The sequence below is a fragment of the Paracoccus sp. 22332 genome, from assembly GCF_052045125.1.
Taxonomy (GTDB): Bacteria; Pseudomonadota; Alphaproteobacteria; order Rhodobacterales; family Rhodobacteraceae; genus Paracoccus; species Paracoccus haematequi_A.
Genome location: NZ_JBQEOI010000013.1, coordinates 15,952 through 30,800, shown reverse-complemented (window position 1 = coordinate 30,800; position 14,849 = coordinate 15,952). Strand labels below are relative to the sequence as shown.

Sequence of the window (14,849 nt, the reverse complement as noted above, 5' to 3'; positions counted from 1 at the left end):
GATAGGGTCAGGCGCGCTACTTGCGCTTGCCCTGCATAATTTCGATGCCCTGCATTTTCCTGCGCCATTCGGCGCCTTTTTCCGCCCACTCGCGGTCGCGGGCGCGAGCCGCCATCGCTGGGGTCTTGCCGGTGCGAGCGCCCGAAGCAGCGGCTTCGGCACGCGGAGCGACATACCGGCCGAGCATCTTTCCGGGTGTTGCCACCGCGCGGAGCGCCTCGGGGGCAAAGTTGGCGAGCTGAAAGCTGCCGGTGATGTGCGAAGCCGCAGTCGGGATCGCCAGAAGGGCGAAGATGCCGACGAAAGCAACAACCAGGAAACCGACGATCATGGCGGCTGTTTCCACATCGGCTTGCGGTCTGAATTGTGCGTCAGCCATCGACACCACCGCACCGATCACCGCTGCCGCTGCCACGGGATAGAGCAGGTAACCCACGAAGGCGGTCAGCCACGCCTCGAACAATGTCTTGGTCCGCTCGAAGATCGTGGCAATCATCGCGAGCGGCGCCACGCCGAGCAGGAACGCAATCATGATCTTGGAGAAGCCGACGATCAGGACATAGGCCGCCATCAGGATCGACAGGACGATGAACAGGAGCGCCGAAATGACCCCCCGCGCAATCGAACTGACTGCGCTGGCGACCCCATCCGACACATCGGACATCTGTACCGCAAACTTGTCCATCGCAGCTTCCGGCGTCGGCACGTCACCCTGGAAGAAGCTCAAGGCGAGGCTGCCCATACCCGATGACAAGGCATCATAAATCGTGCCGAAGTTGGCCCAAGATCGGGCAAAGATGAACACCAGCACGATCCGCGAGACGAGCTGCCAGGCATCGCGCATGGACATGCGGCTCACGCCAAGCGCCATCTGCACCCCGATCAGCACGATGAGCAGCGTGGTCACGATAGTCAGCATCGGATCAAGCGCATTGGCCGTGGAGGTGAAATACTTCTCGCCCACGTTCAAAACGGCTTTATCAAGAGTTCCAATGATGTTCTCGACTAAAGCCATTAGTATTCACCACACATGGCAGTGACGATTTTCAATTGTCGGTCATATTCGTTGTAGAGGTCGCTTGTGTGCTTAGGTTCAAGAACCTCGACTGCGAACCTGTCGCGCAGCCGATCCTCGAACATGGTAACCGCCTCATGAGGAATGACCTTGCCAGCACAGGTGCAGTCCTTGGTCGCAATGACGTTCGTGACCGACAAATAGCCAGATATATCCCGGTAGGCTCGATCTCCAGGATCACCATGACGTCGGAGGTTCGCCTGCATTTCCGGGGTCTTTTCGCAGGTCCGATAAGGCTGGTTGTCGTTCGCGCTCGGCACCCGCTCGATGCCGGACACGTCCACATCGGGGCCAAGGTCGAGGTTCAGATAATCTTCCTCCGCCTGCCGCTCGGCCTTGCTCATCCCCGCCTGCATTTCCAGCAGCTCCTTGAGTTCAGGCTCGGGCGCATCGATGCTGCCAAAGAAGCTGTCTTGCTCCTGGGCGGGCACCGCGCCGCCGTCTGGAGGCATCATCTGCGCCATCGCCAGCGTGCCCACCGCCAGGATCACCAGTCCGCCTGCGAGAACCGTCCGCTTCATGCTCATTCCTCCAGCCTCATCCGCAGGTATTTTTCCTCGTCTGCGGCGGTCGCGGCGTCCATGACGCCCATGTTGCCCTGACCGACCGTCTGGATCGCTTCCATAGACCACACATTGGCGAGCGCGATGCCAAGCTCGGCTGTGACCCGCGTGTTGAGGTCGATCGCTTCCTTCAACCCGCCCGTGTCGGGGATCTTCTGCACGAGGCCGTCGAGCCGGGTCAGGCTGTCCTTGGCCGCTTCCGACGAGCTTTCCGCCGCCACGCTCATAAAGGCGTTGACGTTGGCCGACTGGCCGATGCGCGAAGCGGTCTGATCCTCGCTTTGCGCCAGCGTGTCCACGCGATCCCGCGACAGGCCCGATTTCCCGAACGTGCTGTCCACATGGCCGGTGACGGTTCCGCCGCCCCGGAAGGCATCGCCCGAGGCCAGAACCCGGCCCCAATCGCCGGACCGCGCCGCCTCGACCGAGGTGGTCAGGTCCGCAAAATCGGGCAGAATGTCTTGTAGAAAGCTGTCGGGATCGACGCCCAGGTCCGCCAGCGTCAGCCCGTTGCGCAACGCGTCGATCTGGTTTTGCAGCAGCAGGATCTGTTCCAGTAGTTGCCGGGTTTGCTCATCGAGCTTCACGTTCTGCGCGATCTGCTCCTTGAGTTGCAGCTTCGCCTCGACAAGCTGATCTGTCAGCTTTGCCAAGCTAGTCACGTCGATGGTCGGCACGCCTTGGCTGCCCGCAGGCACCGCGAGGGCGCAGGCAACGGCGCCGATGGCCAGGACTTTCGTTGTCAGCTTCATCCGTCCAACCTCACTCGCAGGTATTTTTCATCTCGCGCATAGGCTTCCAGAAGTAGCGCATACCGCACCGCCTCAACCTTGCGCTGCACCGCTTGCAGCCGCGCCAGGATCACCGCCATGCGCGCCACTTCCGCCCGCGTGTAGGTGTTCAGGTCCATTGCGGTTTTCACCGACCCGGTGTTCTCGACTTGCAGCAGGATTTGCCGCAGCCGGGTCATGGAACCGTGCATCGTGTTCATGCTGACGGCCGCGTAGCCCATGGCCGCGTCCGACAGGTTCGAGGCTTCCGCAATCACCATGTCGCGCGGATCAAGCGTGCCGACCGCCTCCGCGTTGCCGTCCATCCGGGCCGCGTAGCGGTTGTAGTAGCCCGTGATCTTCACGATATAATTCTGCGTTTCCTTGTAGGGCGGAATGCCGTTGTATTTCTGGACCGCGCCTGGCCCGGCGTTGTAGGCGGCGAGCGCCAGCGGCATCGAACCGAACATCCCCAGGCCCTTCAGGAGATAGCGAGCGCCGCCGTCGAGCTGCATCCGAGGGTTCTGGCGGCTGCCATTGTCAGGGATGCCAAGCTCCGTGAAGGTGCCGGGCATGATCTGCGTCAGGCCGAACGCGCCGACATGGCTTGTCGCCCCGATGGAGAAGTTCGACTCCTGCTTGACAAGCGCCTGTAGCCAGCAGCGGAACTCGACCGCGTTGATGCTCGCCTTTTCCAGGGCAGGGTGCCCTGCATATTTCTTTGCGGTGTCAGAGATCATCTGTTCGATCGTGACCGGCGCATCCCCCATGATCCGTTCGGCATAGGGGTTGCTGTCCTCGATAGCATAGATTTCCGCAGCACCTATAAACGCACCGCCCCCGCCCGAAACGCCCGCACCTTCGAGATCGGGCACGAATTGCGAGGTTTCGGTGAGCAGGTCCAGCGTTTCCTGCGCCGCCGCCAGTTGTTCGGTGCGGGCCTCGACCTGGCGGAGCCGTTCCTCGTTCCTGGCCTGCGCTTCCTTGGTTTTGGCAGCTTCTTCACGCAACCCGAGGACTTCAAGCGCGATCCGCTTGAAGTCGCCAATCGGCACGCCCTGCCCGGCGACCCCGGCCGGGATCGCCGCCGCGCCGATCAGCGCCAGAGCCAGAACGGATTTGCGGCCCCGCACCATCACCTCCTTACCGGCAGTTGGCCGAGGCGACGAAAGCCATGCTTGACCAGCAGTTGGTCTTGCGGATCGGCTGTTCGGCGCAGCCCGTGAGCGATGCGGCCAGAGCCGCGAGGATCAGAACCCTACGCATCATCAGTCCTCCAGAAATGTTTGCGGCTGGCATAGTCCGGCCCGAAGGCCCGGATGCCAGCTTCGCCGCCCCCGAGCGCCGTCAGCAGGGGGCCGAGCGGCGAAAGATCGACGTTCAGGATCGTGGAGCCGTCATGGCTGCGCAGAAGCGCCTGGCGCTGCGCAGTCCGCCCGGTCAGGACGAAGTGCAGCTCGTTATCCGTGAGGCCGAAGCCCTCGTAGTCGGGCACATCGGCGGCGCGGTTCGGAAAGATCACCTGGTTCGGCATCCCCTGGATGATCGAGCCGGATCGGCTTTCCCTGATCTGCGACGGGAACTGCGTTAGCAGCGCCACCACCACATTCAGCTTGCGCACCGTCACCAGCCACTTCGGCAACCAGCGGGCAAAGAACTCGTCGTCAAAGACCGTCGAAGCCTCATCAATAACCAGAATAGTCGGACGCTTTTCCTCGAACAGCAGCTCCAGGCGGCGGAAAATGTAGGATAGCACCGCCGTTCGCTCCGTCGCCATCGACAGGATTTCCGTGAGATCAATGCCGGTCACGTTCGCGGACAGGTCGATCACCGGCTGATCGGCTTCCCCGAACACCCAATTATAGCGACCCTCCGGTCCCCATTCCGCGAGCTTCATGGCAAGGGCGCGGTTGTCGCCCACGTCCCCAATCAGATCCCCGAAATGTGCGAATGTCCGCAGCTCATCGGGGGCCTGCCCATTCTGGCGCACCGCGCTTTTCAGGGCCTCGGCTTGGTGCGGCGACAGCTTGTCCTCGCCGCGTTCTACCAGCCGCGCGAGCCAGTCCATCTGCCACGCCTCGCCGCGCGGACCACGCTCGGTCAGGAGCGGATTGAGGCCGGTCGGTTGGCCCGCGCGGATCGCCGTGTAGCGGCCCCCCATTGCAGTGATCGCCATGCGCAGCGCCTGATCCTTGTCGAACAGGATCACGCGCGCACCCGCGCGCTGCGATTGCGCCGCGAGGAAAGCCACTGTCGAGGATTTGCCGCCGCCGGACGGCCCCAGAAACAGCGTGTGCCCAATTGTGGGTTCGGCGTTCGGATCGCCCGGCGCGTGGAAGCTGAACCGGTGCGCTGCCCCCGTCACCGTCTGGAACACTGTGATCGGCGTCCGCCAGGGCAGTTCATCTGCCACGGCCCCGGCCTTCGTCATGTGGAACGAGGCCATGTCGGCAAAATTGATCGACTTGGTAAGGGGGTTCCAGATCTGGTAGTCCTGGTTGCCCGGATGCGTGGCAAAATAGGTTGCAGCCAGCGTGTCGTCGCAGCGCACGAGCTTGACCTTGGCCTGCTCCGCCACGCTGCGGACCTGCGACACCCGTTCTTCAAGCGCGGCCTCGTTGTCCGCAAACACCGTGATTGTCAGTTGATGCTCGCCAAAACCGCAACGGCCGGACTCCACATCATCATAGGTCTGGCGCAAGTCGTCCGCGATGGAGCCGACCAGATCGCCCGCCGCCTCCATCTGCTGGATGCGGCGCTTCGCCAACTCGCTCACCTTCGTCATGGAAACAGGCGTGTAGGCGTGCGAGATCACCGTGTCGGTGCCGGTATCGAGCGCATCGAGCATCCCCGGCCAGGTCTGGTTGGCGTTGCGCCAGACCGACAGGACGGCCGCAAAGCGGGGCACGTCAAAGCCGTCGCGGAACTCCGCCACTGACCCCTTGATATGCACCGAAAAAAGCGACACGTCCTCGGCAATCAGCGTGTGCAGCCCGCGATACTCGGGCTTGTAAAGGCCGGTGCTGATGGCGCTGTAGAATCCGAGCAGTGTTCCGTCGCTGATCCTGAGCCGCTTCGCCTTGACCCCAAGACTCGTTTCCAGGATTGAGACGACCTCGCGCAATTCGCTCAAGCGTTCGGCGGTATTGCGGTCCAGAAGCCGCTTCGCGGCCCTGGCGAACAGCGGCACCTTGAGTGGCACCCGCTTGTTGCGCACCACTGTCAGCACCAGCATGAACTCCCGCAGGTTGCGGCCCGACAGGTGGCTGCGCCAGGCGGTTTCCACATCATGCGCGAAGCCATCGCCATAGATCGGCTTCAATCCGAAAGCGGCCGGACGCATCAGCCGGTGGACATAAAAGGTGAACCGATCATCGAGGCCGTCCATGATGGACGCGACGTTCTTTGCGAGATCGAGAATGTCCCGATCCGATGCCGTGATCCCGTCAAGGCCCTGGATCTCGAAGCTCATCATTAGCGCGTTGTCACGAGTGCGGACAGTGTGGTCGTCCACTTCGAGCGCATAGGGCATTTCCGCATAGAACTGCGTGGATTTCGGCACATGGGCCTGCGCCCGTTCGCTGATCGGGCCGATCTTTGCGTTAAACATAATGGCGGCCCGCCTTCCGCTTCTTGCGTGACAGCGCCGGCGGGGTCTTGTTCAGAACCACCGCAACTGCCTTGTGGCCGTTCGGATTGACCGCGACGATGGCGCGGGCAACCCCATACCAGAGCGGCCCTGTGACCAGCCACGCAATCGCCTTGATCCAGATGAACGGCAGCATAGTGAGCGCGCCCACTGCCATCATGTAGGGCATCGGCAGGCCAAGGAGCTTGGCCTGCCGAGAAAGCCCGAGAATGACGGCGTGCCGCTCCATCAGCTGAACACCGACCGCAAATCGGCAACGAAGCCAGGCGCACCGAACACCAGCAAAGCGCCCAACGCGATCATCAGCACCCACATCCAACTGATCTTGTTGAACGCAGCCGCGAACCCGGCCAGCACAATCGCCACCGTGAAGAACACGGTAGCGATATTGCCGCGAATCCAAGTTGTAAAACCGGTGCCGACCGTATCGGCCTTGGAGAAATCAACGGCAGATTGCGCCAGGGCATCGCCCGCAATTCCCGTCACGACGAGGGCTGCTGCAAGAGCCAGCATCAGGGAGTAGTTTTTCGTCACAGGAAAAATCCTTTTCTATTGGCGCAGGATGCGGTCGCGCTCCGCGAGGACGCGGATCACGTAATCACGGGTTTCGCGATAGGGTGGGACGCTGTTGCGGTATTTCTGGACCGCGCCCGGCCCGGCGTTGTAGGCGGCGAGGGCCAGCATTGGGGAGCGAAATGTCTGGAGCTGATTGAGCAGGTAGCGCGCGCCGCCATCGAGATTTTGAACCGGATCGTGTGGATTAACCCCAAGCTTCGCCGCCGTGCCCGGCATCAGTTGCGCGTAGCCGATAGCCCCCTTGTGGCTTCGCGCGCGTGGATTGAAGCGCGACTCCTGCCAAACGAGCGCCTGGAACAGCGCCGCCCATTCCTGCGGTGCGATGTTGTTGAGTTTGAGGGCAGGATGGTGCTGGTAGCGCAATGCAACGCTGCGAACGGCAGCAATGCCTGCCGCGTGCCCCGGATTGGACGGGATTGCCGCCCGAGATGCCGCGCGAGGTTCGAGCAGCATCATTGCATCGGCTTCAAAGTCTGCAACTTCCAGATCAGTTGTCGCCACCTTGGGCTGTAGCGGGACAATCAAGCGACCTGCGGCATCGTATCGTTGCACGGAACTGGTTCGCGATCCGCCGATCTGCTTTCCGCCAGCATCGAAGCGGATCACATCTGCCTCAGCAGGAGCTATCGTCACTGCGGCGGCAAGCAGGGCGGCACAGGCAGCGTCAATCCACCGGCGGGTTCGCACCGCGCTTTCGATTCGAGCGTCGGCCACCTGCCCGCATGGGAAGATTAACGCCATCATACCCCAAGCCGACGAGCAGGCTGATAACACCGATGATTGTCTTGATTTCGCGAGGCTGCTTGGTTTTGCGCTGCGTGACCAAGACCATTTCCGACTCGCCATCTGGTGAGACAGCCCGGATGTTCCACTTCCCCATGAAATACTGTCCTGTGTATTGAGGGTCGTCCACGCACACGACCTCTGTCGTGTAGCCCTGATCGACCAACTCTCGCAGACCTTCTTCTGACACACCGTTCGTCAACTCTATCTTGGTTGGCATTTACGTTGTGGTCCTTCCTCACCGGCTGGTTTGGGGGCCATGCCCCTTGCTACGACACGAGTCCCGCACTATCAATACTTTGTTTTTGATCTACAGAAGTCGCCTTCCGCACATTCATCGGAAACAAACATAGGATCAAAGACATAGAATGGTCAGCTATCCATAAAGGCAGCTTGAAGATCATGTGGAAAATACAGAGCTGTTGCTGTTCAGCAACAATCATTGCTGCTCTCGCAGCGGCCGCACCAGTCTGCGTCCCGCCTGTAGCTCCGTTCATGCCCGAAAGTGACGCTACGTTCAAGGAATATGCTGACTTAGTTAATAGCGATTTTGAACGCTACTTCTCTGAATTATCGACATATTCTTCTTGCCTTCATCATGCTCATACCGAGCTTCTTGCAGAAGCACAGGCTGTGTCGCAGCTTCATAGGGAGTTCCTGGCACGTGCGGAAGCACTTGGCGTCACACGAAAGGCTGCAACACCCTCGGAGTAGTCCGCCTGAGACATGGATTAAAATCATAGTATTGCAGGAACGTTTTTAGGTTGTTATCAAAAATACAGCCGTGTGTCGCACGAGGATTCTCGATGAAGCGATCTTTAAATCTTGCAGCCGCCTGTGCGATTGCTGGCGCGAGCGCCTCAATTGCCCCGGCACAAGCGTACCCGATTGATTGCGCAATCCTTCTCTGCATGGCAGGCGGCTTTCCCGCGTCAGTCGAGTGCAGCCGGGCCAAGGCAGAAGTGATCCGCAGAATCACGCCCTGGCCGGTTGAGCCGCCGCTGCAACTCTGGCGGTGCCCAATGGGTGGCGGTGGCATGAGCCTCCCAAGTGGAGGTGGATCTGACAGCATCCCGCCCGAGGTCGCCCAATATCGTGACGCCATCGAACTCTGGCAGCTTTCCAAGCATGTGACGAACGGCAGCGGAGGACGAGACGTTTACACCAGCACGGCTCGCTACGGGTATGCGCCTTCGTCTGGTGATTGGGTCCGGTTTCCAGCCCATGACGACGAGTTGCCCGAATGGCTCGATGACACGATCAGGCAGAAGACCGGCAGAGGATTTCAGGACGAGTATGGTCGAGCCTTCAGGAGCATCGTGGTTCGAATGCAGGACTACACAGGCGCCTACATGACCGAGTGGGTGAGCTACTGATGAATTGCCGCCGAGGTCTACACAAAGAATTGCCGCTAAGCCCCTGCTGGCGTAGGCTGTTCGGCAAAATGCCCGAAACGGGAGGGACGAGCGGAATCGGATAAACACCAGCCCATAAAGGAAACCCCCCGCGCGGGGGTCCGCACGAGGGGGCTTGGGAAGCATAACACAGGTTTGGCGACCTGAATTAGCAAGACATCTCACCTGCTATAGTTAGCTGCCTACTCCCGGAAATCAAGAGCAAAAAGCGCATCTGTGCGACCGGATGAGGCTTGCCTGCGGACACCGCGCTTCTTGTGACACAGGAGCAGCACTTGACGACTGTAGCAGCCGCAGCAGGCGGCGATTTTTTCAGATGCCTTGGCGTTCTGGCCCAGGCTTGCACCGACGCGCGCCCTCAAGGCCGGACGCGCTTGCACCGCAACTCTCACCGGGCGGGTGCCTGTGAAGCCACATTCTGGCGCAGCACCACGCGGCAGGAGGTGCAGAAGATCATCAAGGCGGCGCAGCGATACGAGCTGCACGGCCGCAAGCCCGGCAGACGCAACGGACCCTTGGGAAGCATCGCCTTGGAGATCCTGGCGCTGTTCGGCAATCTGATCAGCTTCAAGACAGGACGGCTGGACCCTTCCCTTGATTGGATCATGGGCAGGTTGAAGCGGTCGAGGGACGCCGTTGTTCGCGCCTTGAAGGCGCTGCGTGACAACGGCTTTCTGGATTGGCTGCGTCGGTTCGAGCCAACTCCGAATAAAGGCCGTGGCCCTCAGGTCCGGCAGGTCAGCAACGCTTATCGTCTTTTCGCACCCAAGCGTGCCCTGGCACTTCTCGGTCGCTGGTCCGGACGTCCTTACCTGCCAGATGACGATGCCGCTGCACGGGCTGACAGGAAGGCCATCGAGGCCGAGTATGTGGCATCGCTCGATCTGGGGGCGTTCGCCAGTTTCCAGTGTGGTGACTCACCTCTCGGGAGGGCACTGGCGCAGATGGGTCAAGCCCTGGACTTACGCGAGTCTGCCAAGCGGACTGAATCCCAGTCTACCTCTTATTCTTATGTCCCGATGTAGAACGAAGGCGTGACACAGATGCACTCAGACTGATCCGTCAACTTTGACGGCACCCGAGCATGGCTATGAACATAGCCTGTGGAAGCCGCACGGCACATCAGAACTGTCGCACAAGCTCAACCATCCCAATGAAGATGGTGTTATGATAATTGGGCAAATCATTGAAAGTAAACGATTATTGTTCCATAATTAGTGTTATTAAGCCGGGCGGCTATCTTCGGGGCATGACCCGCGCCTTCCAGCAAGGCCAACTCAATCTGATGGGCAGCCTGATCGGTCTGAGCGAGCGCAAGCGGCAGGATCAGGCGCCGTGATCGACCGGCTTGCCCTCGCCCTGCTGGCGGCCTTGGGCGCAAGGGATGAAATTGCGCAAGTGCGACAGGGCGCAAAAATGCGACTTGCCCATCAGGTTGACTCTCCCTTGTTCTCATCTCCCGCACGGGCTCGGGCCGGTGTCGCCGCAACTTGCTTGATGACGAACCCGCTCTCCGGCAGGGCCGGCACGCGGGCCAGGTCGATCAACAGGTCCTGAGCGGGCACGTCGTAGCGCATCCGGCCCGTCAGCATCCGGGTGGCGAGCTTGGTGAGCTCGATGGCGATCCCCTCGCCGGGACATCGGTGGCCCTGAAGATGCTCGCCCCCACCTTGGGGAATAAGGTCGAAGGGGCTCGGCCGCCGCTCCAGGAGCCGCTCCGGCCGGAACGCCTCGGGGGCACGCCAGCTTCGCGGGTCGTGGTTGGTGCCGTAGAGGTCAAGGATCACCCAGTCGCCTTGGGCAAACCGGTGCCCGCGCCAGTCGAAGGGTTCCTTCACCCGGCCGCCGATGATCGGAAAGAACGGCGCCTGCCGCCGGACCTCTTGGGCAAACGCCTCCAAGTAGGGTTCGCCCTCGTTCAGGACCCGCTGCCGGACATCCGGGTGCCGGTGCAGGACGAGGGCGGCGAACACCATGAAGCGCGCGACGGCCACGGTGGGGCGCAAGACGTTCAGCAGCTCCACGGCCGCCACCTTCACATCGAGAAGCCGTCCGTCGTGGTCCAGGTGCGTGGCGATCACGCGGAGGGGAGCATCCTCGCCGAGAGGCAGCGTCCCGGCTCGGGCGCGCCTCACCAAGTCGCGCGCCCAGCGTTCCGACCGCGCGCGAAGGATCTGGGCCCGCCAGTTGCGCGGCCCCACCGAGCCCGCGCTCTCGATCATCTCGGACAACTCGCGGGTCCGCCGCGCGGTTTCGGCGCCCTCCAACGGCACGCCGGCCCAAGCGCAGACGGCTTGGGCGAGGATCGCGCGGACCTCGTCGAACAGGACAATCTTCGGGGCGCGCGCCCAGTCGGGCAGGCGGCGTAGCCACTCGGCCTCCGTCAGTTCCGCCAGCCGCGCGACGGCCTCGGGCTTGACCAGCGACATGAACATGCGCTTGCGGTGGCGATGCTGTGCCCCATCCAGGGTTTGGACGCTGCCGTAGTCCTGGAGGAGCCTCACGACCGTGACCGGCATCGCGCCCACGCGGGTGAAGCGGTCGCTCCCGTAGAACAGCTCGGCCGCGACTGCGCCCCTCATGCAGACCGCGCGGCGCAGCATGAGGCGGGTCGAGAACAGGTCCGAGTCCAGCCGGTCGCAACGCTTCGAGACGAAGAGGTAGCCGTCGCGCAGGAAGGCGAGGGTGCTGTCCAGCACCCCGTCGGAGGGGATCGGGAGGCGCTCGTTCAGCGGGGTTTCAGGCATCAGAGCCCTCCGTCCCACGACCCGGCCTGGGGGGAGCCGTCTTGCGGGCCCAGCCAGAAAGGAACGGCGCGATCAGCAGGAGCGCGACGCCGAGCGAGATCCACACGTCAGCGAGATTGAAGACGAAGGGATGCCACGCCCCGAGGTGCAGCCCAAGAAAGTCGGTCACGGCCCCGAACGCTGCGCGGTCCATCAGGTTAGCGAGCGCGCCCGCAGTAATCATCGAGAGGCCGAGCCGTTCCCATCCCTGTGAGCGGAGCGCCCAGACGGTTACCAAGGCCGTCAACAGGCCGGTGGCGGCGAGGAGCGCGAGCCGGCCCCTTTCCCCGTCGAACGACAGAAGGCTGAAGGAGACCCCCTCGTTGAAAGTCAGGCGTAACGAGACGAAGGGCAGGAACCCACTCGCGGCGCCGTAGGGTTCGAGCGCGGCCCGCGCCCAAGCCTTGGCCACGAGGTCAAGCGCCGCGCCCGTGGCGATCACAAGAACGGCGGCCCCGGTCCTCATGTACGGCCCGCCTGCTTGAGGTCGGAGCGCGCATCCCGAATGATCGACCACGCCGATTGCAGGAACAGGCCCGCGACGGCGAAGGCTACCAGAAGGTCAGGCCAAGACGAGCCAAGCGCCCAGACAAGAACGGCCGCGACGACCACGGCGAGGTTGCCAATCGCATCGTTTCGCGAGAACAGCCAGACCGCACGCATATTGGCATCGCCCTTGCGGTGGGGCAGCAGCACAAGGGCAGCGGCCACATTGACGATGAAGGCCACGACCGCGAAGCCGCCCATCAGGAGAGTTTCCGGCTCATGCTCGACAAAGACGCGGTAGAGCGTCGAGCCGATCACGCCAAGGCCGAGAAGGCCCAGAAACACACCTTGCAGCAGTGCCGCCTTGGCGCGCGCCGCGAGACCCCAACCCACCGCAATGAGGCCGAGGAAGGAAATCAGGCCATCGCCTACGAAATCGAGCGCGTCCGCCTGTAGTGCCTGCGAACCCGCCAGAAAGCTGCCGACAATCTCAATCACGCCATAGCCGACATTGAGCAGGACAACGATCCAGAGCGCGCGCTTGTAGGCTGGGGTGACGTGCGACAGGTCAGGGATCTTGTCGTCATCTTCATCGGTTTCCGCTCCGGCCGCCTTGGGCTGCCCTATGCGGTCAAGCTGATAACCAAGGCTTGTCACCGCCTGCTCAACAGCGGGAAGCCGCGCCTGCGGATCATCGACATTGAGCGTCATGATCTGAGAGGCAATCGACACCTTCACATTGCCCACGCCTTCAACCTTGCGGGCTGCGCCCTCGATCTTGGCGGCGCAGGATGCGCAGTCCATGCCCGTGACATGATAGCGGATTGTGTCGGTTGCAGCGGCCATTCGTCGATCCTCGAAACTCCAGCCTTGCCCTGCTACAACCTGTAGCGACTACAGGAGCAAGGCAAAAAGATGCAGATCGGCGATTATCCCGTCAAGCTGGCGTGAACATCGAGACAATCCGGTACTATGAGCGCATCGGGGTTTTGCCCAAGCCTGCCCGCCAGCCGAACGGACGGCGCACTTACAGCCCTGCCGATGCCGAACGCCTGGGCTTTATTCGCCATGCTCGCGAGCTTGGCTTTGATCTGCCAAGCATCCGTATCCTGCTGGCCTTGCAAGAACGGCCGGAAACATCATGCGAGGATGCGAGCCGCATTGCTCAAGAGCAGCTTGAGGCAGTCCGAAGCCGGATCGCCCGTCTACTCTCTTTGCGGGGTGAACTGGCCCGAATGGCCAGCGATGGTGAACATCGGCAGATCAGGAGCAAGTCTAGCCAGCAAGGGCGCGAGCACGACCGGCCGGGCGAAAACAACAGATCCGATCAACATAAGCGAAGGTGTGTTCATCCTATCAACATACCGGGAGCGGTAGGGTCTTTTCGTCCTTGGCGATCTGACGGAGCACCGAAATTGGGATTGCACCATTCAGGACGGTCCGTCCTATCACAAGGCCGGGGGTGCCAATGAAGCCAAAAAGATCAGCCAAGGCACGCGTTTGATCAAGTTCGGCCTGTACCTCGGGTGAGGCCATATCCTTCGCAAGCTGTTCGACATCGAGACCGAGGTCAGATGCCACACGCAATACCGAAGACTCTTCGGCAACGAGTGGCGTTCGCATGAAGCGGTGCCGTAGATCCTGCTGTCTACCCTGCCGTCCGGCCGCGACCGAAGCGCGGGCGGCAAGTTCAGATGCCGGTCCGAAAATCGGTAACTCGTGCTGCACCAGCCGATAGGCGGCGGGGTCATCAGCCAGTAATTTGTCCAGATCCTTTTCAAGGGCGCGGCAGAAGGAGCAGCGAAACTCGCTGAAATAGGCGATCGGAACGACATCGGTCGGAAGGTCGGTGCCGAATAGGGCAGGACAGGCCGCGGCGCGCATGGCTTCCACTCGCGCATGGCGCGCTTCAGCATCAGCCGATGGCGCATCGAGGCCGATCAGCGCAACGGATGCAGTGGAGGTTTGCCCCATGGACTTCAGGCGACGAAATGGCGGCACGTCTTCGATCTCGACATAAGCGAGGCTGCGGCCTGTCAGCCGCTCCCAAGGCAACGCACGCAAGCCATAAATCGCGGTGACAATGCCTCCGAGAACCAGGACATCACGTCGCTGGACTGTCATAGTACAGTCACAGAGGTTTCGACCGAGACCTGCTCGTAGAGCTGGATCACGTGATCGGTCAACATCCTGATGCAGCCGATAGGCACCGATTGCCCGATCAATCGTCCGGGGTTCGGTCCCATTGCGGATGCGGTAGCGGGTGTCGCGCCTGACGCGGTAGAGATAGAGGTAAAGTGCCCGCGCCCGAGCGGGTTCCCCGGGCCACTATCGGCGAACTGCGCATAGCGTTCAGGATTACGCCGGATCATGTGTGGTATGCGCTCATTATCGGATGCCGTGGCAGATGAATATCCTGATCCTTGTCTAGCCATTATTATTCCTGGCCTGAATAGCTTGAATCCGCGTAGGCCAACGCCAGTAACATGAGCCCGGCTGACACGCTGCCGCAGGCTAAGAACAGGGACCAGATCGGATGATGACGGCCGAGTCCCGCCATCTCCACAACGCGCGCCGCGACTTGCGCAGGACCGAACAGCACCCCGACTGCTACCGCGTCGGCAAGCGAGAGCCCTTGTGCTTGAAGCAGCGCAGCAGATGCACCGTGATCATGGTGACGGCCAGGCCAGAGGCGACGAGGACAGATTGTCGCACCCCTGCGGCGGATTGGGTGAGAACAGCATAA

At 61.7% G+C, this 14,849-nt stretch carries 18 protein-coding genes; 4 read left to right on the top strand and 14 right to left on the bottom strand.

The genetic code is table 11. The features are described 5' to 3' along the window. Positions 1 to 16: 16 nt before the first annotated feature. From ACTJI6_RS14005 to ACTJI6_RS13960, 10 genes are read right to left on the bottom strand one after another with little or no spacing between them, the layout of a single operon-like run. The gene (locus ACTJI6_RS14005; protein WP_089389352.1) at positions 17 to 1,015 is read right to left on the bottom strand and encodes a type IV secretion system protein; all 999 of its coding nucleotides are present in this window, start codon (positions 1,013 to 1,015) and stop codon (positions 17 to 19) included. After that, positions 1,015 to 1,596 carry a hypothetical protein gene (locus ACTJI6_RS14000; protein ID WP_089389353.1) on the bottom strand — a complete coding sequence of 194 codons (582 nt, stop codon included), beginning with the start codon at positions 1,594 to 1,596 and terminating at the stop codon, positions 1,015 to 1,017. The genes ACTJI6_RS14005 and ACTJI6_RS14000 overlap by 1 nt, the downstream gene beginning before the upstream one ends. Positions 1,597 to 1,598: 2 nt before the next feature. Further along, entirely contained in the window at positions 1,599 to 2,390 is a 792-nt protein-coding gene (locus ACTJI6_RS13995; protein WP_440801512.1) for a type IV secretion system protein, read from the bottom strand. Further along, entirely contained in the window at positions 2,387 to 3,544 is a 1,158-nt protein-coding gene (locus ACTJI6_RS13990) for a lytic transglycosylase domain-containing protein (RefSeq protein ID WP_089389355.1), read from the bottom strand. The genes ACTJI6_RS13995 and ACTJI6_RS13990 overlap by 4 nt, the downstream gene beginning before the upstream one ends. A 7-nt stretch (positions 3,545 to 3,551) precedes the next feature. Further along, the gene (locus ACTJI6_RS13985; protein ID WP_440801511.1) at positions 3,552 to 3,674 is read right to left on the bottom strand and encodes a hypothetical protein; all 123 of its coding nucleotides are present in this window, start codon (positions 3,672 to 3,674) and stop codon (positions 3,552 to 3,554) included. Further along, positions 3,667 to 6,018 carry a hypothetical protein gene (locus tag ACTJI6_RS13980; RefSeq protein WP_440801509.1) on the bottom strand — a complete coding sequence of 784 codons (2,352 nt, stop codon included), beginning with the start codon at positions 6,016 to 6,018 and terminating at the stop codon, positions 3,667 to 3,669. The genes ACTJI6_RS13985 and ACTJI6_RS13980 overlap by 8 nt, the downstream gene beginning before the upstream one ends. After that, positions 6,011 to 6,286, bottom strand: a complete 276-nt coding sequence (locus ACTJI6_RS13975; RefSeq protein ID WP_089389357.1) for a VirB3 family type IV secretion system protein — start codon at positions 6,284 to 6,286, stop codon at positions 6,011 to 6,013. The genes ACTJI6_RS13980 and ACTJI6_RS13975 overlap by 8 nt, the downstream gene beginning before the upstream one ends. Further along, the gene (locus ACTJI6_RS13970) at positions 6,286 to 6,591 is read right to left on the bottom strand and encodes a TrbC/VirB2 family protein (protein ID WP_141133747.1); all 306 of its coding nucleotides are present in this window, start codon (positions 6,589 to 6,591) and stop codon (positions 6,286 to 6,288) included. Before ACTJI6_RS13970 ends, ACTJI6_RS13975 begins: the two co-directional genes overlap by 1 nt. A gap of 15 nt (positions 6,592 to 6,606) precedes the next feature. After that, entirely contained in the window at positions 6,607 to 7,239 is a 633-nt protein-coding gene (locus ACTJI6_RS13965) for a lytic transglycosylase domain-containing protein (protein ID WP_244898846.1), read from the bottom strand. A 58-nt stretch (positions 7,240 to 7,297) separates the two neighbouring features. Further along, positions 7,298 to 7,636: a hypothetical protein gene (locus ACTJI6_RS13960; RefSeq protein WP_176430369.1), complete on the bottom strand. Its 339-nt coding sequence runs from the start codon at positions 7,634 to 7,636 to the stop codon at positions 7,298 to 7,300. A 586-nt stretch (positions 7,637 to 8,222) separates the two neighbouring features. On the opposite strand from ACTJI6_RS13960, the gene ACTJI6_RS13955 reads away from it, so the two are divergent. From ACTJI6_RS13955 to ACTJI6_RS13945, 3 genes are all read left to right on the top strand, one after another. After that, positions 8,223 to 8,792 carry a hypothetical protein gene (locus ACTJI6_RS13955; protein ID WP_089389359.1) on the top strand — a complete coding sequence of 190 codons (570 nt, stop codon included), beginning with the start codon at positions 8,223 to 8,225 and terminating at the stop codon, positions 8,790 to 8,792. A 314-nt stretch (positions 8,793 to 9,106) separates the two neighbouring features. After that, entirely contained in the window at positions 9,107 to 9,856 is a 750-nt protein-coding gene (locus tag ACTJI6_RS13950) for a helix-turn-helix domain-containing protein (protein WP_217896912.1), read from the top strand. A 149-nt stretch (positions 9,857 to 10,005) separates the two neighbouring features. Then, complete coding sequence (locus ACTJI6_RS13945) at positions 10,006 to 10,170, top strand: hypothetical protein (protein ID WP_440801507.1); 165 nt, start codon at positions 10,006 to 10,008, stop codon at positions 10,168 to 10,170. Between the two features lie 91 nt (positions 10,171 to 10,261). On the opposite strand, the gene ACTJI6_RS13940 is transcribed toward ACTJI6_RS13945, so the two are convergent. Genes ACTJI6_RS13940 through ACTJI6_RS13930 form a run of 3 tightly spaced genes read right to left on the bottom strand, consistent with a single transcriptional unit; the run spans position 10,262 to position 12,949 of the window. Further along, the gene (locus tag ACTJI6_RS13940; protein ID WP_440801505.1) at positions 10,262 to 11,578 is read right to left on the bottom strand and encodes a cytochrome P450; all 1,317 of its coding nucleotides are present in this window, start codon (positions 11,576 to 11,578) and stop codon (positions 10,262 to 10,264) included. Continuing rightward, positions 11,571 to 12,083 carry a signal peptidase II gene (gene lspA, locus ACTJI6_RS13935; RefSeq protein ID WP_440801503.1) on the bottom strand — a complete coding sequence of 171 codons (513 nt, stop codon included), beginning with the start codon at positions 12,081 to 12,083 and terminating at the stop codon, positions 11,571 to 11,573. Before lspA ends, ACTJI6_RS13940 begins: the two co-directional genes overlap by 8 nt. Continuing rightward, positions 12,080 to 12,949 carry a cation diffusion facilitator family transporter gene (locus tag ACTJI6_RS13930; RefSeq protein ID WP_440801502.1) on the bottom strand — a complete coding sequence of 290 codons (870 nt, stop codon included), beginning with the start codon at positions 12,947 to 12,949 and terminating at the stop codon, positions 12,080 to 12,082. The genes lspA and ACTJI6_RS13930 overlap by 4 nt, the downstream gene beginning before the upstream one ends. On the opposite strand from ACTJI6_RS13930, the gene ACTJI6_RS13925 reads away from it, so the two are divergent. After that, entirely contained in the window at positions 12,928 to 13,575 is a 648-nt protein-coding gene (locus tag ACTJI6_RS13925; protein WP_440801500.1) for a MerR family transcriptional regulator, read from the top strand. The two genes, ACTJI6_RS13930 and ACTJI6_RS13925, sit on opposite strands and share 22 nt — an antisense overlap. On the opposite strand, the gene ACTJI6_RS13920 is transcribed toward ACTJI6_RS13925, so the two are convergent. Further along, complete coding sequence (locus ACTJI6_RS13920; protein WP_289895922.1) at positions 13,460 to 14,227, bottom strand: DsbA family protein; 768 nt, start codon at positions 14,225 to 14,227, stop codon at positions 13,460 to 13,462. The two genes, ACTJI6_RS13925 and ACTJI6_RS13920, sit on opposite strands and share 116 nt — an antisense overlap. Between the last annotated feature and the right edge of the window lie 622 nt (positions 14,228 to 14,849).

Coding starts and splice junctions, on each gene's coding strand:
- ACTJI6_RS14005 (WP_089389352.1), bottom strand. CDS start 1,015: ATGGCTTTAGTCGAGAACATCATTGGAACTCTTGATAAAGCCGTTTTG.
- ACTJI6_RS14000 (WP_089389353.1), bottom strand. CDS start 1,596: ATGAAGCGGACGGTTCTCGCAGGCGGACTGGTGATCCTGGCGGTGGGC.
- ACTJI6_RS13995 (WP_440801512.1), bottom strand. CDS start 2,390: ATGAAGCTGACAACGAAAGTCCTGGCCATCGGCGCCGTTGCCTGCGCC.
- ACTJI6_RS13990 (WP_089389355.1), bottom strand. CDS start 3,544: ATGGTGCGGGGCCGCAAATCCGTTCTGGCTCTGGCGCTGATCGGCGCG.
- ACTJI6_RS13985 (WP_440801511.1), bottom strand. CDS start 3,674: ATGCGTAGGGTTCTGATCCTCGCGGCTCTGGCCGCATCGCTCACGGGC.
- ACTJI6_RS13980 (WP_440801509.1), bottom strand. CDS start 6,018: ATGTTTAACGCAAAGATCGGCCCGATCAGCGAACGGGCGCAGGCCCAT.
- ACTJI6_RS13975 (WP_089389357.1), bottom strand. CDS start 6,286: ATGGAGCGGCACGCCGTCATTCTCGGGCTTTCTCGGCAGGCCAAGCTC.
- ACTJI6_RS13960 (WP_176430369.1), bottom strand. CDS start 7,636: ATGCCAACCAAGATAGAGTTGACGAACGGTGTGTCAGAAGAAGGTCTG.
- ACTJI6_RS13955 (WP_089389359.1), top strand. CDS start 8,223: ATGAAGCGATCTTTAAATCTTGCAGCCGCCTGTGCGATTGCTGGCGCG.
- ACTJI6_RS13940 (WP_440801505.1), bottom strand. CDS start 11,578: ATGCCTGAAACCCCGCTGAACGAGCGCCTCCCGATCCCCTCCGACGGG.
- lspA (WP_440801503.1), bottom strand. CDS start 12,083: ATGAGGACCGGGGCCGCCGTTCTTGTGATCGCCACGGGCGCGGCGCTT.
- ACTJI6_RS13930 (WP_440801502.1), bottom strand. CDS start 12,949: ATGGCCGCTGCAACCGACACAATCCGCTATCATGTCACGGGCATGGAC.
- ACTJI6_RS13920 (WP_289895922.1), bottom strand. CDS start 14,227: ATGACAGTCCAGCGACGTGATGTCCTGGTTCTCGGAGGCATTGTCACC.